Genomic DNA, 21650 nt, shown 5'->3' with positions numbered 1-21650 from the left:
GGTGACGCACCCAGGTCTGGCCAGAAGTCGCGGGGAGGCGGAACAGGAGGCGGATCGGCGGCGGAATGGGATGCTCGGTATGCCCATAGCGAATTGATCTGGGGCGCACCGCCGAACAGCACGGTGGTCGAGTACGTCTACGGCCTCGACCGCCGGATCCAGCTGCTGCCCGACGAACCGGGCGGCACCCCACCCGCGCTGCCCCGCGCGCTGGACCTGGCGTGCGGCGAGGGCCGCCACGCCCTGTGGCTGGCCACGCACGGCTGGCAGATCGACGCCGTCGACTTCTCCCAGGTGGGGATCGACAAGGGCCGCACGGTCGCGGCCCGGCTGTCCCGCTCGGTCCGCTCGCGGGTGAACTGGCACTGCGCCGACATCACCGAGCTGGCCGGCGCGGGCATCACCGGGCCGTACGAGCTGATCCTGATGGTCTTCGTGCACCTGCCCGCCGACCAGCGCGGCGCGTTGCTGCGCGAACTCGCGGGCATGCTCTCCCCCGGCGGAGTCCTGCTGGTGCTCGGTCACGACACCAGGAACCTGACCGACGGCTACGGCGGCCCGCAGGACCCGGCCATCCTGTTCACGCCCGACGACATCCGCGCCGAGCTGAGCGCCGCGGGCGAGCACCTCACCATCCGCATCGCCGACGCGGTACTACGGCCCACCGAGGGCCCCGACGCCATCGACGCGCTGGTCCTGGCCGAACGGGACCTGCCGGAATCAGGCGAACCGACCGCGTAGCTGCTCGGCGAAGCCGCGCGCCGAGGTCAGATCGTCGGGGCTGGGACGGCCCTTGTTGAGCCCGCCGACCAGTGCCAGCGGACCCATCGTGTCGAGTCCACGGCAGGCGAACCCGCCCACCACCTCGAAGCCCTTCTCGGTCAGCTGGTCACCGAGATTACGCAGGTAGGGCCGGAATTTCGGCTCGGGCAAGCCGCTGGTGGCGAAGACGAACGCCTCGCGCCCCTGCCCGGCGGGCAGCGCGTCGACGAACTCGCGCAGGCGCGCGTCCAGGGCCATCCAGTACACCCCCGACCCGAATCCGACGAGGTCGTAATCGGCGAGTTCGGCCGCGGTGATCTCCGACGGGTCGACCACCCGCGCGTCGAGCACCGACCCGATGGTGTCGGCGACCTTCCTGGTGTTGCCGTGCGACTTGGACGTGCAGACGATGAGCGCCTTCATGCCGTGCCCCCTGCCTCGATCGAAGCGTGCTTGCGCGGCAAGCCTAGCGCCAGCGGGCGAACCAGGGTTCGACTGTCGCGGCGATCACGTCGAACCCGGTGCGGAACGAATGTGCCTGCTTGGGGATCACTTTCACCTCGGCGGCATCGGCGGGATCGGGCACGCCGAACGGGTCGCTGCCGCCGTTGATCACCACGACCTCGATGTCACCCGGCGCGAGCAACTCCGCCCGCCTGCTCTTGTCCGGCTTCCCGGGCGGATGCAACGGGAACGACAGCGCGATCACCCCGCGCGCGCCGACCGCCACGGCGGTGCGACACGCCACGCGCGCGCCGTTGCTTCGACCCCCCTGAACAATCGGCACCCCGGCAAACCTGGCCCGCAGCGCGGCCACGATCTCGAGCCACGCCTCGTCCTGCTTGTCCGCCGACCCCGGCGCCCGGCGCCCGGCGACCCGGTACGGCTGCACCACCCTGGCCACCGCACCACCGGCTTCGATCGCCGAATCACGTACTGCCAGAATATCTTTCGCATCGACACCGCCACCGGCGCCATGCGTGATCACCAGCAGGAAAGCCGGGTCGTCGACCTCGTCGAGCTCGATCTCGGCGGGTCCGGCACTCGTCTCGATGCGCACACCTCACGGTAGCCCCGCCGTCGCGGCGAGCAACGTTTCGGCGCCCGTGCGTGTTTTTCACGTCACATTGCCCCCAGCCCCTTTGCCGAGACGATTACTCACCGGTAATATGGTCCATAAGTTACCCGCGAGTAGCATGCGGAAAACCGGCACGCTACCCGGTGGACGTCACACGGGCGGGAACGGCGCACAACCGACCGCACCAGAACTCAACGGAGAGTGAGTACTCACATGGGCCACTACAAGGCAAACGTTCGCGACCTCGAGTTCAACCTCTTCGAGGTCCTCGGCATCGACAAGCTGCTCGACGCGGGCACCTTCGGTGACCTGGACACCGACACCGTCAAGGAGATGCTCTCCGAGGTCCGTCGCCTGGCCGAGGGCCCGCTGGCCGAGTCGTTCGCCGACGCGGACCGCAACCCGCCCACCTTCGACCCGAACACCCACACGGTCACCCTGCCCGAGTCCTTCAAGAAGTCCTACAAGGCGCTCGAAGACGGCGAGTGGGCCAAGGTCGGCGTCGTCGAGGAGCTCGGCGGCCTGAACGCTCCCTCCGCCATCACCTGGGCGCTGTCCGAGATGGTGCTCGGCGCCAACCCGCCGATCCAGATGTACGCCGCGGGCGCCGGCTTCGCCCAGGTGTTCTTCAACAACGGCACCGAGGAGCAGAAGGGCTGGGCGGCCAAGATCGCCGAGCGCAACTGGGGCGCCACCATGGTGCTGACCGAGCCCGACGCGGGCTCCGACGTCGGCGCCGGCCGCACCAAGGCGGTCAAGCAGGAAGACGGCTCGTGGCACATCGAGGGCGTCAAGCGCTTCATCACCTCGGGTGACTCCGACGACCTGTTCGAGAACATCATGCACCTGGTGCTGGCTCGCCCCGAGGGCGCCGGCCCCGGCACCAAGGGTCTGTCGCTGTTCTACGTCCCGAAGGTCCACTTCGACTTCGAGACCGAGACCTACGGTGACCGCAACGGCGTGTTCGTCACCAACGTCGAGCACAAGATGGGCATCAAGGCCTCGGCCACCTGTGAGGTCACCTTCGGCGGCCACGGCGTGCCCGCCAAGGGCTGGCTGGTCGGCGAGGTGCACAACGGCATCGCGCAGATGTTCGACGTCATCGAGAACGCCCGCATGATGGTCGGCACCAAGGCCATCGCGACCCTGTCGACCGGCTACCTGAACGCGCTGGAGTACGCCAAGACCCGCGTCCAGGGTGCCGACCTGACCCAGATGACCGACAAGGCCGCGCCCCGCGTGACCATCACCCACCACCCGGACGTGCGTCGTTCGCTGGCCACCCAGAAGGCGTACGCCGAGGGCCTGCGCGCGATCTACCTCTACACCGCCGCGCACCAGAACCCGGAAATCGCCGAGGCGGTCTCCGGTGCGGACAAGGACGTCGCGTTCCGCGTGAACGACCTGCTGCTCCCGATCGTCAAGGGTGTCGGCTCCGAGCGCGCCTACCAGTACCTGACCGACTCGCTGCAGACCTTCGGTGGCTCCGGCTTCCTGCAGGACTACCCGATCGAGCAGTACATCCGCGACGCGAAGATCGACTCGCTCTACGAGGGCACCACCGCGATCCAGGCGCAGGACTTCTTCTTCCGCAAGATCGCCCGCGACCGCGGTGTCGCCCTGGCCCACGTGGCCGGCCAGATCCAGAAGTTCATCGACGCCGAGGGCGCCAACGAGCGCATCAAGGGTGAGCGCAAGCTGCTCGCCACCGCGCTCGAGGACGTCCAGACCATGGCCGCCACCCTGACCGGCCACCTGATGGGCGCCCAGGAGCAGCCGACCGAGCTGTACAAGGTCGGCCTGGGTTCGGTCCGCTTCCTGATGGCGGTCGGCGACCTGTTCATCGGCTGGCAGCTGCTGCAGCAGGCCGAGATCGCGCTGGCGGCCCTGGACAACGGCGCCACCGGCTCCGACGTCGCCTTCTACACCGGCAAGGTCGCCTCGGCGCAGTTCTTCGCCCGCAACGTCCTGCCGGAGCTGACCGCGACCCGCGCGATCCTGGCCAACCTGGACAACGACATCATGGAACTGGACGAGGCTGCCTTCTGAGGCTGACCGATTCCTGAACGGTCCGGAGTCTTCTGACTCCGGACCGTTTTTCTGTCTTCCGTCTATCCGGCGAACCAGCCGGAGGGGCCGACTTCGGTGCCCATGCGGGGGACATACTGGTCGAAGTAGACGCGGGCGATGAGTTCGCGGCGGCTGCGGACCCCCGCCTTCTCGAAGATCGACTTGAGGTGGTCCTGGACGGTGTAGGCCGAGACGTGCAGGGCCGCGGCGATCTCCTTGGTCTCCACGCCCTGGAGGACGAAGCGGGTGACGTCGTGCTCGCGCGGGGTCAGGCCGAAAGCGGCGACGACCAGGGTGACGATCTCCGGCGGCCGCGCCTCCTCGATGGTGACGACGACATCGCCGACGGCGCCGTCGCGCCCGGCCAGCGGTGACGCGTGCAGCACCAGCCACACCCCGGACGAGGTGCGCACCCGCGCCCTCGGCATCGCGGCGCCTGGTGTCCCCAACATCCGCCGCGCTGCGCTGACCAGCGAGATCACCAGGCTCAACGGGTCGCCGCTGTGCACCGACGACCGTAATTGCGCGAAGCGCTCCTCGGCGCCGAGGCTGATCTGGGACACCTCGTCGTTCGCGTCGACGATGACGACGGCCGGACCCGCGGTCTCGGCGCCCAGCTCCGGGGCGTCGGCGAGCCGCGTCAGCACGCCCGCGCGCACGCCACGGGCGAACGCGCCGGACAGCGAGGCGAGGTAGTCGACCTCGTCGTCGACGAAGGCCGGGTCGTCGGTGCCGCGGAACATCGCCAGGCACCCCCACGCGCCCGAAGCGTCCCGGAACACCAGTCGCGCTTCGTCGGCGAAGCCGTAGAGCGGGCGCATCAGCCGCGACATCCGCTCGCAGCGGTCGATGTCGTCGCCCAGGACCGCGTGCATGCCGATCGCGCGCCGGTCGGAGACCGCGAGCGAGCGGAACGAGGTCGCGTCCTCGGTGCCGTACTCGATGAGGCCGAAGAGCCGGTCGTGCTCGTTCGCCGACACCAGCGACCCGTACTTGCGCGCGCTGGTGAGCATCATCGTCGCGGGATCGTGAGTGCCGACGCACGCGGCCACCGCCGGTACCGCGCGGCGCACCGCGTCGGTCGCCTCGACGAGGAATTCGTCGAGATCGAGACCGGCACGTGAGAGCACATCCAGATCGCTCCGCACGCGCTCGGGGAGAAGCCGGCTGCGCATGTCCCCCAGTATGCGCCGCGGACCATAGGCCGCCATATCCCAGACGGCTGGGATATCCGCTTCCCCACCCGGCTGGGATGGCCCCGACCAGGGCGAACGCGCGAATCTGGAGCACGTGACCATCACCATCGAGACGAACTCGGTCGACGAGTCGGGCCGCCTCGTGCACGCCGAGGACGCCGCCGCACAGCTGTGCCTGGCGTTCGAGCGGCTCGAGGCGGCGCTGGCCGCGCACGGGCTCGGTGCGTCATCGATCGTGCGTCTGCGGGTCAGCGCCCGCGCTCCCGCCTACGCCGCCGATCTCGCCGACCTCGTCGTGGAATGGCTCGACGGCATCCCGGTGCCCGTCGACCTCGTCGATGTCGCGCACCTCGCGCTACCCGGCACGCTCGTCGAGCTCAGCGCGCTCGTGATCCCCACTCCCTCCGATCCGAAGGACCGACCATGAACCCGACCACGACCGCCCTGCGCGATCTCGCGCTCCTGCCCGGCGACCCCGGCTACGACGCGGCCTGCACGCCGTGGAACCTCGCCGTCCGGCAGCGCCCCGCCGCCGTCGCGGTGCCGCGCACGGTCGACGAGGTCGTCGACATCGTCCGGGCAGCCACCGCGCTCGGTCTGCGGATCGCGCCGCAGAGCACCGGGCACGGCGCCGCCGCCCTCGCCGATCTCCAGGACGTGCTGCTGCTCAGGCTGCACGCGCTGACCGGCGTCACCGTCGATCCGGTCGCCCGTCGCGCGCGTGTCATCGGCGGCACGCTCTGGCGCGATGTGCTCGCGGCGACGGCACCGCACGGACTCACCGCCCTGCACGGCAGCGCCGGTGATGTCGCGGTGGCCGGGTACCTGCTCGGCGGTGGCCTGTCGTTCTACGGCCGCGAACACGGTCTGGCCGGCTCGGCTGTGCGCGCGATCGAGATCGTCACCGCCGACGGATCGCTGGTGCGAGCGACCGCCGAGGAGCATCCCGACCTGTTCTGGGCCGTGCGCGGTGGCGGCGGCGGTTTCGGCGTCGTAGTGGCGATCGAACTCGAGCTGCTCCCGCTCGCCGACGTCTTCGCGGGCATGCTGCTGTGGGATATCGAACGCGCGCCCGAGGTGCTGTCCGCGTGGCGGGACTGGACCGCCGCGGTCCCCGAATCGGTCACCACCTCGGTGCGGCTCATGCGGTTTCCCCCGCTGCCCGAGCTGCCGCCGTTCCTGTCCGGACGTGCCCTGGTGGTGATCGACGGCGCCGTGCTCGAAGCCGACGACCGCGCCGCCGAACTGCTCGCCCCGCTGCGCGCGCTGGCCCCCGAACTCGACACCTTCGCCCGCATCCCGGCCGCCGCCCTGCTCGACGTGCACATGGACCCGCCCGGCCCGACCCCCGCGGTCAGCGACCACGCGCTGCTCACCCACCTCCCGCGGGCAGCTGTCGAGGCCCTGCTCACGGTGGCGGGCCCCGGCGTCCAGACCCCGCTGATGTTCGCCGAACTCCGTCACCTCGGCGGCGCGCTCGCCCGTCCCCAGGACGCCGCGCTGACCCACCTGGCCGGCGCGTACGCCCTGTTCGCGGTGTCGCCCGCGCCGACCCCGGAACTCGCCGCGCTCGGCGAGACCGTCACCACCGGTGTCGTCGCGGCGCTGCGGCCCTGGGCGGCACCGACGTCGTTCCTGAACTTCGCCGACCGCCCGATCGACCCGGCCACCGCCTTCGGCACCACCGAATGGCAACGGCTCCAGCACATCCGCGACACCTACGATCCGGCCCGGGTCTGGGTCGCCGCGCACGCCGCCGCCGCGTAGCCGAGCTCACGACGGTGCCGCGCGGACGAGGGGTTCGCGCGGCATCACTCGTGACCTGTTTTCCTGATCTCTCCCTCCGAACCCGGCGTACCCTGGGAATTGCCGTCGGTCGGGGTGAGGCTCGGGGGTCGTGATGGGTGAAAGTACCGCGCTCAGTGTGTATTTGCGGGAACGCCGGATGGCGGCGGGCCTCGCGCGAACCGAGCTGGCCGCGCGGGCGCAGATGGCGCCGCTGCTGATCAGCCAGATCGAGTCGGGCGCGCTGGTCCCGAATTCCCCTATGCTCCAGCGCCTTTTCGATTCCCTCGATGTTCCGCTGTGGTATCGCAAGCACATCCTCGTGCTCGGCCTGCCCGCCCTGGATTCCGGCACCCCACCCGCCGCGCCGACGGCGGAGGACCTGACGGACCTGGCCAGCCTCACGCATCCGGCGTGCTTCCAGCGCTTCCCCACCATGGACGTGCTCGCCGCGAACGCCGAATACCAGCGCCTGTTCCCCGGGCTCGGCGCCGGGGTGAACGCGCTCGAATGGATGTTCCTCGACCCGACGGCCAAGAAGGTGTTCATCGATTGGACCACCGAGGCGCAACTGCTGGTGCACGCGTTCCGCATGCTCGCCCCGCTGGCGCCGACCCAGCGGGTCACCGCGATCACCGAATCCTGCGGTCAGTCCCCCGACTGGGACCCGATCTGGACCAGCGACGTCCGCCCCCAGGACATCGCCCGCCGTCACCTGCGCATCCGGGAACGCAGCACCGGCATCGAGCGCCGCCTGCTGCTGCGGATCTACGACCCGGCCTTCCCGTCCCGCCCGTGGTGGCTCTACCGCCTGATCCCCGCCAGGTAGATCACGGAAAACGGCGCCCGTCGCATCCGACGGGCGCCGTGAAATCCCAGGTAGCTCAGGCTGCCGAACCGCTGGCGAACGCGAGCAGGATGGGCAGGATCTGGACCAGGCTGTCGAACATTTCTTCTCCTTCTAGACGAATACTGAGTTCCTATCACGGCAGAATTACGCGAAACATAATTCAAATGAACGTGAGGAGAACTCGTCGTCACAGGGCGAGTGGTCGCGCTGTGCGATAGCTGTCAGCCGAGGCGGAACCGGTTCCGGTACTCGGTCGGGGTCGTGTCCAGGCGGCGCCGGAATGCTCGGGTCAGGGTGTCGACGGTATTGAAACCGCAGGTGGTGGCGACTCGCGCGAGGGTGTCATCGGTCGTCTCCAGCCGGTGCCGCGCCACCTCCACCCGCGCCGATTCGAGATAAGCGGCGGGCGTCATGCCGAGTTCGGTGCGGAAGATCCGGGTGAGCTGACGCTCGCTCACGTGCGCCTGTTCCGCCAGATCGGTGACGGTGAGCTGGGTGCCGATATGGCCGGAGATGTAGTGCCGGAGATCGTCGATGCGGCGCGTGGTCGACACCGGTTCCAGCGACACACTGAATTGGCTCTGCCCACTCGGCCTTTTCAGATACATCACCAATTGCCGCGCCACCCGCAACGCCAGCTCGTCGCCGAAATCGTCGGCCACCAGCGCCAGCGTCAGATCGAGGCAGGCGGTGAGTCCCGCTCCGGTCCAGATGTTCTCGTCGCGGATGTAGATCGGATCGGCGTCCACCTCGATCGCGGGATGCTCGGCCGCGAGTTGCTGCGCGGTCGACCAGTGGGTGGTCGCGCGCCTGCCGTCGAGCAGCCCGGCGGCCGCGAGAATATGCGCGCCGACACACACCGAGGCGACCCGCCGCGCATCCTTCGCCAGCACCGTCACCGCGTCGACGACCCCGGGATCCACCAGAGCCCGCACCCGGCGGCTGCTGTCGGTCTCCACCGCGCCCGGCACGACCACCGTGTCGATGCGCCGCGCCGCGACCTCGGCGAAGGTCACGTCGGGCAGCACCCGCACCCCCGCCGACGTGGTCACCGGCGCCAACGTCTCGGCGGCCAGCACCACCTGATACCCGGTCGGCTCGTCCATCTCCCGCTGCAACAGCGAGAACACCTCCGGCGGACCGGTGACATCGAGCAGGTCGACGCGATCGAACAGCACGATCACCACGAGCCGATCAGCCACCCCACACCTCCATGTCCGAATCTGCAGGTTACATGACATTGCCGACATTCCCGCCGCTCCCTAGCGTGGAACGCATCCCCGATAGAAAGGCTTTCCGATGGCTTCGACCACCCTCCGCCAGCTCAACGGTTTCGACGAGACCCCGGCCACCCTGGCCGACTCCACCCTGATCCTGGTCGACTACCAGAACACCTACACCCAGGGCGTCATGGAGCTGGCCGAGTGGAAGCCCGCCCTCGACGCCGCCGCCGAATTGCTCACCAGGGCACGCGAATCCGGCGCGACGGTCATCCACGTCATCAACGACGGCGGCGCGGGCACCCCGTACGACATCACCGCCGAGATCGGCCGCATCCACGACGCGGTCGCCCCGACCGAAGACGAGCAGGTTGTCGTCAAGACCGTCCCCAACGCCTTCGTCGGCACCGACCTGGGCGACCTCGTCGACGCGGCGGGCCACGACACCGTCGTCATCGCCGGCTTCATGACCCACATGTGCGTCACCTTCACCACCGAAGGCGCCTTCCTCCGCGGCAACAAGCCCACCGTCGTCGCCGACGCCTGCGCCACCCGCCCCCTCGCCGACGTCACCGCCAGCCAGCTCCACGACAGCGCCCTCGCCACCCTCGCCGACCTCTACGCCGTGGTGGTGCCGACCGGCGCCGCGCTGCGCTGACCAGCCCTGGACAAACGACTCCCGCACGGACCGCGGCGGGAGTCGTTCGCCGGTTCAGGCGACCGGCGCCGGGGTCGGCCGGGTTCGCGCGTCCATCCTGGCCATCACCCGATGACCGAGACGCAGGAAGGGTTGCTCGATCTTGTTGTAGGTCAACGTGGCGAGGCCGATCGCGACGACCATCCACGTGCTCCAGGTGAGCCAGGCCGCATTGCCGGCGAAGATCGACTCCGGCCACTTGGGCACGACGTTGTTCACCAGTCCGTGCACCAGATACAGCGAGAAACTGATCCGTCCGAGGAACAGCAGCGGCCGGGGGAAGGAATACCGGCGCAGCAGCAGCATCACCGCGAACAGCAGATAGGCGGCCACGATTGTGAACGCCGGACCTACCAACCCGCCCCATTCCGCGGCACCGGCGGAATCCGAGACGGTCTGCTGAACGAATCGCGGAGCGAGCAACAGACCCGCGGCGATCCCGAACACTCCCCAGCCGACCCAGGCGGAGATCTCGCCGGCTGTCATCCGATAGAGCACTGTGCCGACGAACATCGTCGCGAAGATCGCCGCGGAATACCCGGACGCCCCAGGCTGATTGAGCACCAGCGGGACAGCGAGCACCGCGATCGACACCGCCACGCCCGCCGAATTGCCCCGAGCGGCCGCCCGGTACCCGAAGAAGACCGCGACAACCACCGTCACCGCCGCGACCATCAGCCGAGTGGCGAGGTTCGCCTCGGGCCCGCCGACCAACGCGGTCGGCAGGAACAGCGCCGCCAGGGGAATCGCACCGATCGCCAGGCAGGCCACCGGCACCGATCGCCGGTTGAGCCCGCCGAGGAACAGCAGCGACACGAACGCGTAGAAGGCCAGCTCGTACGAGAGCGTCCACGCGACGATGAGAATCTCCGAATAGTGCCCGGCGAGAAACAAATGCGCCATCGTGGCATTCGTCGCGAGATTCCACACCGGGTCGACCATGAAGCCCGGCGGCCCGCCGTACATACCCACGTAGTGCAGCACCACCGCCGCGATCAGGAACACCCAGAACAGCGGGAACAGCCGGAAGAACCGACCCACCCAGAACGCCCCGAGCGACCTTCCCCGCTCCAGCGACGCCGGAATGATGTAGCCGCTGACGAGGAAGAAAGCGAAGACACCGAACACGCCGAAATTGAAGTACTGGCCGATGATCCGACCGTACGACGACCACAGCGGATCCGTGAAATGCTCGATCACCACCGCCAGCGCCGCGATCCCGCGCAGCGCGTCCAGAAACTCGAACCGACCACCACGGGTACGTCCTCGCTGTTCGACCGTATCGGCCGAATCAGCGTCCCCCTCTACAGATTTCATAACTCCCCACCACTGGACAATCGAATCGGATCACACACCGACGTCACCCCACCGCGATCACCCAGATCTGCTGACTACCGACGGCCTGGCCGATCTCGCCGACGAGCAGCCCGGTGGGCGCGTCGACATTCTTTCTCGTCACCACGACACGAGCACCCGTCGCCAATTCATCGGGAGTACAGACGAACGCGGCGGTGACCAACAGCTCCATCATCGGGGCATCGTCGGCGCAGACCCGCACGCCCTCGCGAGCCCCGGCCAAGACGAGCGGAACGACCTCGGCCCACGCTTCATGCGGTCGCCGCTCCAGAACGATCGGCCGACCACCGGCGGCCGCCGCCATCGCATCCAGAGCGGCCGGAATGCCGATCATTTCGTGTCGCCGATTCGCCAGCGAGTTCGTCAGCCCACTCACCACGAGCCCGACGACGAGCAAGCCGGCGACGGCGTATTTCAGCCACCCGATCCGCTGGGTGAGGCCGATCAGGGCGAGCATGATCATGAACAGCGGGATCGCGTAGGAGAAGTACCCGATGTACGCCTCCTCGATCTGGTCGATGCCGATCATCGCGTAGACCGTCATCAGCGCCGCGGCAGCCGCGCAGAATGCCACACCACTCGCCAGGAACTTCTCGCCGCGCGCCAGCCGCGCGACGAGCGCGAACAGCACGACGAAGACGATCAGGCCGACGATGCGGTTCGGCCCCCAGAATTGCACGGTGTAGGCCAACGCCGTCCATGGCAGATGGATCCCGTGCCCACCCCCGTACCCGACGTACTTCGGGAATTCCCCGGGGAAATTCACGATCGTATTGAGCAGGATCGGCGCCGCGAATACCGCCGCGACCCCACCGAACCGCCACCAATCCCGGTCGGCGACCGCCAGTTTCCCGCGCCACGCGAGGTACAGCGGCACCCCACCGAGCAATGGCACGAAGAACAGGAACTCCGCGTGCCCGTGGATCAGCAAGCCGCCCGCGAGCGCGACGATCCACAGGTGTTCGGTCCGCCGGGCCACCACCGAGGACACGGCCACCAGAAACACCAGGAACGGCGCGAAATACACATAGGGGAACCAGAGACCGCTGAGCAGCTCGCGATACACGGTGAGGAACACCAAGCTCGCCCCACCGAGCCCCGCGACCAGCGTCCACGACGGATACCAGGCGTAGACAATCCACAAAGCCAGCGCTACAAGCGCGGCATTGAGCAGCAGAATGGCGATCGCCTGCCCGTTCCACGGCGACGGCACCCACCGCAGCACATCGTAGAAAAGCCACTCCCCGAATGCCTGCACGTAGATGAACGCGGGCCCGGGATGATGGAATCCGACCCGGGAATAGTTCCCGACCAGCAGCTCGAAATCCTTCGCGGCGAGCACCTGGATCGAGACGGTCGCCGCATCACCCTCCTCGAACACTGCCCGGGTGAACAGGTCCCGGCTGCTCACCAACAGTGCCGTGGCATAGGCGAGCCAGGCGGTGAGGAAAACCCACAGGGAACTGAACCGACCACGCGCGGCGGATAATTCTCCGGTGGTCGAGGAGCGCACCGCGTCCTGTTCCACGGTGAGCGATTGTGGTGCCGACATGGCACTCCCCCCATCGAAACAATCATCCGGCGCACACCGACCGAACACGGGTGCACCCGACCGCACAGTAGGGCCTGTCACCCGTGCGCACAAACGGACCGAAGCAGAGGGTGTACCGCATCGACCGAGCAAGAATCGAAGGCCACGCACCGCCGGTACGTGGCCTTCTTGTCGATGACGACTACGCGCCGGCGCCCGTGCCAGGGTCGGTGCCGCCGCCGGTGCCCGGGTCGGTCGGGTCGGGGGTTTCGGCGGAGCCGGTGGTGAGGGCCTTCAGGATGGCGGCGAGGCTCTCGGCGGAGCCGGTTTCGGGCTCGGCGATCGGGGTCACGCGGGCGGCGGGCGTGGTTTCGGTGCCCGGGTCGGTGGGGTCGGTCGGGTCCGTGGCGCCGGCGGAACCGGTGGTCAGCGCCTCGAGCACGGCGGCGAGGCTTTCGGCGGAACCGGTGCTGGGCTCGTCGGCGGCGGTGGCGATGCCGGTGCCGAACATGGCCATTCCGGCCGCGAGGACGAGACCGAAACCGAGCGTGCGGATCTTCTTCATGAAGTGAAACCCCTTGTGATGAATGGTGATCGTCGACCTCCCTGCCGACTGGAAGTTTCTAACACGTGTGTCAGTCGGCACCACAGCCCCGAGTTTTCGGGACATTCGCCTGTCGGATGCTGAAAGATTGCCAACGCCAGACATTCTGCACAGTGGCACTATGCGATCCCTCAGATCGATTCATCGGCGAGCGATCCACAAAGCCGTGACGATCGGTCCCGGATGTCACGTAAGCACTGATCAATCGATCGAACAGGAGGGCTACTCGCGAGGAAACAACGAGGCGAGGCCATGAAGTCCTGGGCGTACCAGCAGTGAACCTCTACGGGTTCCCCGCTATCACTTGGTTTACACCATGATTGATATCACTGCTCGAACTGGTAACGGTTGGCGATCTCGATACGATTGCGGGCCACCATCATTGGATATCGCGATCGAGCGGGCGATTCCACGCTGGCCGGAAACGCGATGCCACGCCACCTGTTTTCTGCATGATGTCTGCGATGTAGCCAGATTCCATCCAGGGTGATGCTGTGCGAAAACACAGCCGCGCATGCCTCATCCGTCCCCATGTCACAGTGACGAATCAGGGCAGTGGAGCACGAATCCGGCTCTCTACCTGCCGAATACGAATCGGGCGGCCCGGAGAGTTCCGGACCGCCCGATGTCGCCTGCCGCTACGACGGGCAGTTGACCGTGTACTCCCATTGCGTGTCGTCGGGGCCGCTGACCCGGACAGTCACCGTGGTCGCGGTGCCGCCGGGGAGGGACACGACGGCGGAGCCGGTGCCCTGGTTCAGGTTGTCGCCGACGTAACCGGTGTCGAGCACCTGACCACCTTCGTAGAAGACCTGGATCCGGTCGGGGATGTTGAGGGTTTCGTAGGACAGGACGAAGGAGGTCGGGCCCGCCACGCCGAGCTGATGCGTCGTGGTGGTGACGCCCGCGCCGCCGGACTTGGTCGAGCGATTGCAGGGCTGCACGCTTTCCGACGAACCGCCCGAGCTGCCACCGAGGATGCCACTGCCGGTGTCGAGTAGGTCGCCGAGAATGCCACTGCCGGTGTCGATCACACCACTGCCGGTCGAGCCGCTGCCGGTGTCGGCGCCGGCCAGGCCGGGCACCACCATCAGCGACCAGGCCGCCGTCGTCATCGCGATAGCCATCGTCTTCTTCACAACGCTTCCTCCACACCACTTCGAGCCAACGGATCATCAGGTGAAATGCGCTGGGCGGCCGCAGGATCGCCGCCCGATCGGGGAGTCGAACATCCCAGGTTTGCCAGCCCCGCAGACTGGGCACAGCAGTTCTAACACGCGTTTCCGGGCACGGGAACGGACCGGAATCGGGGCAGCGGACTGTTCGGATGCCGGAGGGTAACCGGAATTTCCGGCCCGAAATATTGGCATCACGGCAACACCGGATCGCCCGCCCAGCAGGCGCCAGGCAATTTCTTAGCTCGGAGAAGAAAGCACCGGTCGGTAGACCAAGTGGCTGGGAAAAGCGAAGTGCCGCAACTGATCAGCGAACGCAATTCGCGAAAATGAGTAATCTCACAGCGAATTCACGTAACGGCGGATTCGCGGCCACCGATCGGGCCGCCGAAAACGGAACGGGCCGCACCTCCGGAAAGGGGGTGCGGCCCGTTGGGTACCGGGGTCAGCGCAGGGTTGCGGTGAGGTGGGGGTAGCCCTTCTTGGGGTTCAGCATGGAGAGGTCCCAGCCGGAACCGACCTGCTCGGCGTAGATGTTGACCGAGGCGGGCAGGAAGACCGGCTTGCCGAATTTGACCGTGTAGGTGGTCTTCTCGGGGATGCGGCCCTCGATGGTGCCGAGGATGTTCGCGGCCGACCACATGCCGTGGGCGATGGTCTTCGGGAAGCCCATGGCCTTGGCGCCCAGTCCGGAGACGTGGATCGGGTTGTGGTCGCCCGAGGCGGCGGCGTAGCGGTTGATCATCTTCTGATCGACGCGCTGCACGCGCAGCGGCGGCGGGGGGACCTCGTCGGCGGGCGGCGCCGACTTCGGGCCGCCCGACAGGGAGGTGCGCTGCTGGTGCAGGAAGGTGGTGACCTGCCGCCAGACCAGCTCCCGGCCGACGCGGATCTCGGTGATCGCGTCGACCAGCAGGCCCTTCGGGTGCTCGCGCAGGTTCTCGATGTGCGCCGTGAAATCGAGCGGCTCGGCGACCGAGATCTCCCTGGTGCGCTCGATGACGTTCTCGAAATGCACCGCGCCGACCGCGCTGAACGGGAAGTCCCGCGCGACGACCAACTGCATCGCCAGCGGGAACGCCAGGATGAACGGGTAGGTCAGCGGCAGGGTGTCGCTGAAGCGCAGGCCCGTCGCGTGGCAGTACGCCGCCAGGTGATCCGGGTCGACCTGGAAACCGTCCAGGACGACGCGGCGGTCGGGCAGGGTGGGCTTGCGACCCGACAGCGGGGCGGGCAGCGGGACGGCGCCCAGCGCCGCCTTCGCGTACAGCCCGCCGTTCTTCGGAACCTCGGAGAGGGTGATCGTCTGGGTCATCAGGCGCCGATCAGGCTCTGACCGCAGACGCGAACCACGTTGCCGCTCACCGCGTTCGACGCCGGGCTGGCGAAGAAGGCGATGGTCTCGGCGACGTCGACGGTCTGGCCACCCTGCAGCAGCGAGCTCATCAGGCGACCGGCCTCGCGGGTGCCGACCGGGATGGCGGCGGTCATCGCGGTCTCGATGAAGCCGGGGGCCACCGCGTTGATGGTGATGCCCTTCTCCGCCAGCAGCGGGGCCTCGGCGTCGACCATGCCGATGACGCCCGCCTTGGAGGCGCCGTAGTTGGTCTGGCCGCGGTTGCCCGCGATGCCGGCGATGGAGGACACGTCGATCACGCGGCCGCCCTCCTTGAGCACACCCTTGGCCACCAGGCCGGAGGTGATGCGGTGCGGGGCAGCGAGATTGACGTTGATGACCGAGTTCCAGCGGCCCTCGTCCATGTTGGCGAGCAGCTTGTCGCGGGTGATGCCCGCGTTGTGCACGACGATGTCGATGCCACCGAACCGCTCGGTGGCGAACTCGGCGAGGCGCTCGGCGGCGTCGGGCGCGGTGACGTCCAGGGCCAGGGCGGTGGCGCCGACCTTGTTCGCGGTCTCGGACAGGGCCTCACCGGCGGCGGGGATGTCGGCGACGATGACGGTGGCGCCGTCACGGGCGAAGACCTCGGCGATGGTGGCGCCGATGCCGCGGGCGGCACCGGTCACGACGGCGACCTTGCCCGCCAGCGGCTTGTCCCAGCTGGCCGGGGCCACGGAATCGGCCTTGCCGACCCGGATGACCTGGCCGTCGACGAAGGCCGACTTGCCCGAGAGCAGGAAGCGCAGGGTGGACTCGAGGCCGGTCGCGGCCGCGCCCGCCTCGGGGTGCACGTAGACGAGCTGACCGGTGGCGCCGCGCAGTAGCTCCTTGGCGACCGAGCGGGTGAAGCCCTCGAGCGCGCGCTGGGCGATCTGCTCGTCGACCGAGCCGACGAGTTCCGGGGTGGTGCCGATGACGACGACACGCCCCGAAGGTGCGAGGTTGCGCATCGCGGGCTGGAAGAATTCGAACAGCTGCGAGAGCTTGTCGATGGAGTCGATGCCGGTGGCGTCGAACACCAGGGCGCCGTACTTGGTGCCCGAGTCGAGCGAATCCGCGACGGTGTAGTCCGCGAGCAGCGCGCGGACCGGCTCGGCGAGGCGGCCCTTGCCGCCCAGCAGGACCGGGCCGGGGAGCGCGGGCTCGCCGGCCTTGTAGCGGCGCAGCTCCGCCGGCTGGGGCAGGCCCAGCTTGCTCGCCAGGAACGCGCCGGGGGCGGAGTGGATGAAGGATCCGTAGAGGTTGGGTGCACCCTTGCTCTTGGCTGCCACTGTTCCTACCTTCTCTGTGCTCGACGTGTTGTATGACCGTGCTCGCCCAGTGTCCCCCGTGTGAATCACATTTGCGGGTACGGTGTCGACAACGAACTTACTCCAGAGTAAGTTTAATGTAAACCGATACGCCCGGCGTACCCGGAACCGACGAGACCATGGAGAACTCGAGTGACAAGCAAAGCCCGCTCGGCGAAGACCCCGGCCAAGACCGCGAAGACCCAGCGCCCGGTCGCGATCGTTGGCGGTAACCGAATCCCGTTCGCTCGCTCCGACAAGGCCTACGCGAAGGCCTCCAACCAGGACATGTTCACCGCCACCCTGGACGGACTGGTCAGCCGGTTCGGTCTGCAGGGCGAGCGGCTGGGCATGGTCGTCGGCGGCGCGGTGCTCAAGAAGGTCGGCGAGCACAGCCTGATCCGCGAGAGCGTGCTCGGCTCCAAGCTCTCGCCGTACACCCCGGCCCACGACCTGCAGCTCGCCTGTGGCACCGGCCTGCAGTCGATCGTCACCGTGGGTGACGCGATCGCGCTCGGCCGGATCGAGTCGGGCATCGGCGGCGGCGCCGACACCACCTCCGACGCGCCGATCGGCGTCAGCGAGGACATGCGCGAGTGGATGCTCACCGCCAACCGCGCCAAGACCAACAAGGACCGGGTCAAGCTGGTCGGCCAGCTGCGGCCCTCGATGCTGGGCATCGAGATCCCGCGCAACGCCGAGCCGCGCACCGGGCTGTCGATGGGTGAGCACGCCGCCATCACCGCCAAGGAGTTCGGCATCGCCCGCGAGGCGCAGGACGAGCTGGCCTACCTCTCGCACAAGAACATGGCCGCCGCCTACGACCGTGGCTTCTTCGACGACCTGATCACCCCGTTCCTCGGCCTGACCCGCGACGACAACCTGCGTCCCGGCTCGACCGTGGAGAAGCTGGCCACCCTCAAGCCGGTGTTCGGCACCAAGCTGGGCGACGCCACCATGACCGCGGGCAACTCCACCCCGCTCACCGACGGCGCGTCGGCGGTGCTGCTGTCGAGCGAGGAGTGGGCCGCGCAGCGCAACCTGCCGGTGCTCGCGCACCTGGTGGACTCCGAGGTCGCCTCGGTGGACTACATCCACGGCCCCGACGGCCTGCTGATGGCGCCCACCTACGCGGTGCCGCGCCTGCTGGCCCGCAACGGCCTGACCCTGCAGGACTTCGACTACTACGAGATCCACGAGGCCTTCGCCTCCGTGGTGCTCTCCACGCTGGCCGCGTGGGAGTCCGACGCCTACTGCAAGGAGCGCCTGGGCCTGGACGGCGCGCTCGGCTCGATCGACCGCAGCAAGCTCAACGTCAACGGCTCCTCGCTCGCCGCGGGCCACCCGTTCGCCGCCACCGGCGGCCGCATCGTCGCCTCCACCGCGAAGATGCTGGCGGAGAAGGGCTCCGGCCGCGCGCTGATCTCGATCTGCGCCGCGGGCGGGCAGGGCGTCGTGGCGATCATCGAGCGCTAGTCACGCGCTGAACCACACGGCCGGTTGCCTCCGAAAGTCGGAGCCAACCGGCCGTGTGTCCCTCATCGAGATTCGAACGAATGCTCCAGCTCCGACCGCCGCAGCCGCAGCTCACGCAGGGTCCGATTCCTCGGCGAGCCGGTGAACGGCAGACTTCCGAAATCAATCGCGGCAGCGGCGCGCAACGCGAGTCGCTGTGCCGAAATCGCAGCTTTTCCGGGCAGCCCGGTCTCAGCGGCGAATTCATTCCAGTGCTTCGCTCGTAGGCCCTTGGTCCGACCGGCGATCGGCAGCGCCATCGAATCGTCGCCGTAGATCAGCGTGCAGGGAATGTCGTACATCGGCGCGATGCCCCAGCGGCCCGCGCTGTCTCGCACGACCCCGACGTTCTTTCCGTGCAGGTCGCCATTGCCGGTCAACCATGCGAACAGGAACTGCAAGTAGAGGTTTCGCACCGCAGGCAAGCGCGCATCGACCAGCCCAGCGAGTGCGCCGACCACCTCGACCGCATCGATGTTGTACTTCGCTGACGGCGGCAACCCGAGCACTTGCGTGGCATCCTCGAAGGCGAGACGACGCCACATCGCACCGTCATGGACGCGGTCGAAACGGCGGACGAGCAAGCCCGGGTGTCCGGATTTGTCGTGCACGAGATTCGAGTCGGCGACGGCTAGTTTCAACATCCGGGCGGCTGACAGGTGCGCCGCTTCGTTTTCGATCAGGTTCGGAAAACCAGCCTGCGACAGCTTCAGGATGAATCGGCCGAACCCGGCCGCGATCGGTGTGCTGATCATCGACGCGCTGGCCTTGTTCTGGACACCCGGTATCGCCTGCCGGTCGACATCGTCCACCAGGCTATGGAATTCGAGCTCCTCAGCTGACGCACAATCGACCAATGCGGAGACGTCGACCGGCTCCGAACCGCCTGGAAATACCTGGACGTCGCCGGGCGCGTCGGCACCGACCGCGAGCAACAGACTGAGTTCGTCGTCCGCACTGGTCTTCACCGCACGACGGAGCACTGTCAATCGGTGCCCTTCCGGCAGTAGGCCTGCGAAGAACGGCGGAACAGAACCCGAGCTCCCACTCACTGGCGCAGCGTCGAGCGACAAGGTAGATGCCACCGGGTCACCGACATACTCCGGCAGGTAGCGGAATTCAGTTCCACCACTTGGCATCCTGCTTATCGATGCAGCGAGGTGGCCCGCCTTGTAGACATCCGCACTACTCACTCTCCGCAGCGCTTCGAAGTCAGTCACGGTGCCACCCTCAAGGTCAGTCCCACCGCTGCCGCCACGGCAGCCACGGTCGCGATGCTGGGCGAACCTCGGCCATGCTCGACGTCGCGGACGGTGCGAGTTGACGCGCCTGCCAGCTCGGCCAACTGCTCCTGCGTCAGTCGATGACGGCGCCGCTCGATACGAATCCTTGCGCCGATCTCCTCCAACGCATCCATAGCGACCTCCGATAGGCAGAATTCTGCCGAATTGGCCCGTGCTCTCGGCAGAGTACTCCAACCATCGCCAAATCGGCAATATTCTGCCGATAGACAAATATTGCACGCCATGGCCGATCGACTTGAGACCGAATCGGCAGAATTCTGCCGAAATATGCTTCAGACTTCGGCCGCGCGCTGATCTCGATCTGCGCCGCGGGCGGGCAGGGCGTCGTGGCGATCATCGAGCGGTAGTCACGCGCTGAGACGACGGCGGCGGGTGGTTTCCGGAGATCGGAAACCACCCGCCGTTTCACGTTGTCAGCGGCACATCGGGTTGGGGTGGGGCTGGGTGGAGCCCCAGGGGCCGCAGACGAGGAGCTTGAGGAGGCCGAGGGGGAGGTCGATGGCGGCGGAACCGGTGCCCGCGGAACCGGATTCGGCGATCACCGCCGGGGCGGCGGGGGCCGCGATGGCCGGGGAGGCGCCGGCGGCGATGCCGGCGATGGCTGCGGTGGCGACCAGGATGCGGACCATACGACGTTGCATGACAAGCCTTTCGAGAACAAATGATCTGAGCTAACAACATCATCGTTGGGGTCAATGTGGTTGTTATCCAGAACTTTTCGGGGCTTGACGACGCGATACACGACCGATCGTTCTAGTTGGCGCCGATGGCGTCCGCGATCATCGGCCAGGAGTTGTGCAGATCCTGTTCCCAGTACTTCCAGGTGTGGGTGCCCGCGGCCCGGAACTCGGTCTGGGCGGGGATGTTCAGCTCCTGGAGCCGGGCCGCCAGGCGCTGGGTGCACACGTTGGCCGCGGCCTCGATGGCGCCGCCGAGCAGGATCTGGTCGGTCATGCCGATGACCTTGCCGGGGTTGGCGCCGGCCGGGAGGCTCTCGGCGACACCGGGGAGACCGGTGGCGCTGGAGAGGTAGATGGCCTTGCCGCGCAGGCGTTCCGCGTTCAGGTACGGGTCGTTGGCGCGCCAGGCCGGGTCGTCGGCCTCGCCCCACATATTGGCGGGGTCGGCGCCTGCGCGGGCGAAGACGATGTCGACATAGGCCCGGCCCATCGGGTCCGCGACCGAGGCACAGCCACTGTAGGCGCCGACGGCGCGGTAGCGGTCGGGGGCCGCGATGGCCAGGTTCAGCACCGCGGTGGCCGACATCGACAGTCCGGCGATGGCGTTGACGCCGCTGGCGTGCAGCGTGTCGTCGATGATCGGCGGCAGTTCCTCGGTCAGGAAGGTCTGCCACTTGTTGCGGCCGAGCTTGGGATCGTCGCGCTGCCAGTCGGTGTAGTAGGAGAACTTGCCCGCGGCGGGGGTGATCACGTTGACGTTCTTGTCGGCGAAGAACTGCACGATATCGGTCTGGTTGTACCAGTTCGCCTTGTCCTCACCGCCGCCCGCGCCGTTGAGCAGATACAGCGTCGGCCGCGGGACCGAGGTGTCGGCCGCGGTGATGACCTGTAGCGGGATCACCCGGTCCATCGCCGCCGAGTACACGTGCAGCACCTGCTGCCGCTGCCCGGGCCGCTCGATGTGGTCGAGCCGGGAACCGTCGGCGCCCGCGGTGCCGATCGAGGCGACCGAGAGCAGCACCAGCGCCATGGCCGACACCGCGACCGCGCGGGAACGGGAGAACACGAACATCAATCCTCACTACAGATGGGGGGCCCGAGGACCCAGAGCGCCGGGACGGCAGCGCGAGACCGTCCCG

At 67.9% G+C, this 21650-nt stretch carries 21 protein-coding genes; 7 read left to right on the top strand and 14 right to left on the bottom strand.

Going from position 1 to position 21650, the window contains the following annotated elements; translation table 11 throughout:
• Positions 1-93: 93 nt before the first annotated feature.
• A complete protein-coding gene (locus tag AB0H54_RS02070; RefSeq protein ID WP_357342157.1) occupies positions 94-741 on the top strand; it encodes a class I SAM-dependent methyltransferase in 648 nt (215 codons plus the stop codon).
• Here the strand turns inward: AB0H54_RS02070 and AB0H54_RS02065 are convergent.
• Together AB0H54_RS02065 and AB0H54_RS02060 are read right to left on the bottom strand one after the other, a co-directional pair.
• Positions 721-1185 carry a flavodoxin family protein gene (locus AB0H54_RS02065; protein WP_357342155.1) on the bottom strand — a complete coding sequence of 155 codons (465 nt, stop codon included), beginning with the start codon at positions 1183-1185 and terminating at the stop codon, positions 721-723. The two genes, AB0H54_RS02070 and AB0H54_RS02065, sit on opposite strands and share 21 nt — an antisense overlap.
• Positions 1186-1228: 43 nt before the next feature.
• Positions 1229-1822, bottom strand: a complete 594-nt coding sequence (locus tag AB0H54_RS02060) for an alpha/beta family hydrolase (RefSeq protein WP_357342154.1) — start codon at positions 1820-1822, stop codon at positions 1229-1231.
• 231 nt (positions 1823-2053) lie between these two features.
• On the opposite strand from AB0H54_RS02060, the gene AB0H54_RS02055 reads away from it, so the two are divergent.
• Positions 2054-3889, top strand: coding sequence for an acyl-CoA dehydrogenase (locus tag AB0H54_RS02055; protein WP_355275414.1), 1836 nt, complete (start codon positions 2054-2056; stop codon positions 3887-3889).
• A gap of 62 nt (positions 3890-3951) precedes the next feature.
• Here AB0H54_RS02055 and AB0H54_RS02050 read toward each other — a convergent pair whose 3' ends face one another.
• On the bottom strand, positions 3952-5085 hold the full coding sequence (locus AB0H54_RS02050; RefSeq protein WP_357342153.1) for a helix-turn-helix transcriptional regulator: 1134 nt from the start codon (positions 5083-5085) through the stop codon (positions 3952-3954).
• A gap of 115 nt (positions 5086-5200) precedes the next feature.
• Between AB0H54_RS02050 and AB0H54_RS02045 the strand changes: the two genes are divergently transcribed.
• From AB0H54_RS02045 to AB0H54_RS02035, 3 genes are all read left to right on the top strand, one after another.
• Positions 5201-5533, top strand: coding sequence for a Rid family hydrolase (locus AB0H54_RS02045; RefSeq protein ID WP_357342152.1), 333 nt, complete (start codon positions 5201-5203; stop codon positions 5531-5533).
• Positions 5530-6873, top strand: a complete 1344-nt coding sequence (locus AB0H54_RS02040) for an FAD-binding oxidoreductase (protein ID WP_357342150.1) — start codon at positions 5530-5532, stop codon at positions 6871-6873. The genes AB0H54_RS02045 and AB0H54_RS02040 overlap by 4 nt, the downstream gene beginning before the upstream one ends.
• A gap of 133 nt (positions 6874-7006) precedes the next feature.
• On the top strand, positions 7007-7720 hold the full coding sequence (locus AB0H54_RS02035) for a helix-turn-helix domain-containing protein (protein WP_355274908.1): 714 nt from the start codon (positions 7007-7009) through the stop codon (positions 7718-7720).
• A 242-nt stretch (positions 7721-7962) separates the two neighbouring features.
• On the opposite strand, the gene AB0H54_RS02030 is transcribed toward AB0H54_RS02035, so the two are convergent.
• On the bottom strand, positions 7963-8943 hold the full coding sequence (locus AB0H54_RS02030) for a DJ-1/PfpI family protein (RefSeq protein ID WP_357342149.1): 981 nt from the start codon (positions 8941-8943) through the stop codon (positions 7963-7965).
• A gap of 97 nt (positions 8944-9040) precedes the next feature.
• Here AB0H54_RS02030 and AB0H54_RS02025 point away from each other — a divergent pair, with 97 nt between their 5' ends.
• Positions 9041-9619, top strand: a complete 579-nt coding sequence (locus tag AB0H54_RS02025; protein ID WP_357342147.1) for a cysteine hydrolase family protein — start codon at positions 9041-9043, stop codon at positions 9617-9619.
• Between the two features lie 54 nt (positions 9620-9673).
• On the opposite strand, the gene AB0H54_RS02020 is transcribed toward AB0H54_RS02025, so the two are convergent.
• The 6 genes from AB0H54_RS02020 to AB0H54_RS01995 form a co-directional block, all read right to left on the bottom strand.
• Positions 9674-10975, bottom strand: a complete 1302-nt coding sequence (locus tag AB0H54_RS02020) for an acyltransferase (RefSeq protein WP_357342146.1) — start codon at positions 10973-10975, stop codon at positions 9674-9676.
• Positions 10976-11018: 43 nt separating this feature from the next.
• A complete protein-coding gene (locus AB0H54_RS02015; protein ID WP_357342144.1) occupies positions 11019-12566 on the bottom strand; it encodes a hypothetical protein in 1548 nt (515 codons plus the stop codon).
• 181 nt (positions 12567-12747) lie between these two features.
• On the bottom strand, positions 12748-13194 hold the full coding sequence (locus AB0H54_RS02010) for a hypothetical protein (protein ID WP_357342142.1): 447 nt from the start codon (positions 13192-13194) through the stop codon (positions 12748-12750).
• Between the two features lie 593 nt (positions 13195-13787).
• Positions 13788-14276 (bottom strand): hypothetical protein, encoded by a 489-nt coding sequence (locus tag AB0H54_RS02005; RefSeq protein WP_355275416.1) that lies wholly within the window; start codon positions 14274-14276, stop codon positions 13788-13790.
• Between the two features lie 493 nt (positions 14277-14769).
• Positions 14770-15639 (bottom strand): MaoC/PaaZ C-terminal domain-containing protein, encoded by an 870-nt coding sequence (locus AB0H54_RS02000; RefSeq protein WP_357342141.1) that lies wholly within the window; start codon positions 15637-15639, stop codon positions 14770-14772.
• The gene (locus tag AB0H54_RS01995; protein ID WP_357342140.1) at positions 15639-16994 is read right to left on the bottom strand and encodes a 3-oxoacyl-ACP reductase; all 1356 of its coding nucleotides are present in this window, start codon (positions 16992-16994) and stop codon (positions 15639-15641) included. The genes AB0H54_RS02000 and AB0H54_RS01995 overlap by 1 nt, the downstream gene beginning before the upstream one ends.
• Positions 16995-17165: 171 nt before the next feature.
• Between AB0H54_RS01995 and AB0H54_RS01990 the strand changes: the two genes are divergently transcribed.
• Positions 17166-18488 carry an acetyl-CoA C-acetyltransferase gene (locus AB0H54_RS01990; protein ID WP_355274928.1) on the top strand — a complete coding sequence of 441 codons (1323 nt, stop codon included), beginning with the start codon at positions 17166-17168 and terminating at the stop codon, positions 18486-18488.
• 62 nt (positions 18489-18550) lie between these two features.
• Here the strand turns inward: AB0H54_RS01990 and AB0H54_RS01985 are convergent, their stop codons facing one another.
• The 4 genes from AB0H54_RS01985 to AB0H54_RS01970 form a co-directional block, all read right to left on the bottom strand.
• On the bottom strand, positions 18551-19747 hold the full coding sequence (locus AB0H54_RS01985; protein ID WP_357342139.1) for a HipA domain-containing protein: 1197 nt from the start codon (positions 19745-19747) through the stop codon (positions 18551-18553).
• Positions 19744-19944 carry a helix-turn-helix domain-containing protein gene (locus AB0H54_RS01980; protein WP_357342138.1) on the bottom strand — a complete coding sequence of 67 codons (201 nt, stop codon included), beginning with the start codon at positions 19942-19944 and terminating at the stop codon, positions 19744-19746. Before AB0H54_RS01980 ends, AB0H54_RS01985 begins: the two co-directional genes overlap by 4 nt.
• Before the next feature lie 300 nt (positions 19945-20244).
• Positions 20245-20472, bottom strand: coding sequence for a hypothetical protein (locus AB0H54_RS01975; RefSeq protein ID WP_355274930.1), 228 nt, complete (start codon positions 20470-20472; stop codon positions 20245-20247).
• 112 nt (positions 20473-20584) lie between these two features.
• The gene (locus AB0H54_RS01970) at positions 20585-21541 is read right to left on the bottom strand and encodes an alpha/beta hydrolase family protein (RefSeq protein WP_357344162.1); all 957 of its coding nucleotides are present in this window, start codon (positions 21539-21541) and stop codon (positions 20585-20587) included.
• Positions 21542-21650 lie beyond the last annotated feature (109 nt).

Source organism: Nocardia sp. NPDC050718, from assembly GCF_040654235.1.
Taxonomy (GTDB): Bacteria; Actinomycetota; Actinomycetes; order Mycobacteriales; family Mycobacteriaceae; genus Nocardia.
This window is presented reverse-complemented; position numbering and strand designations above follow the sequence as displayed.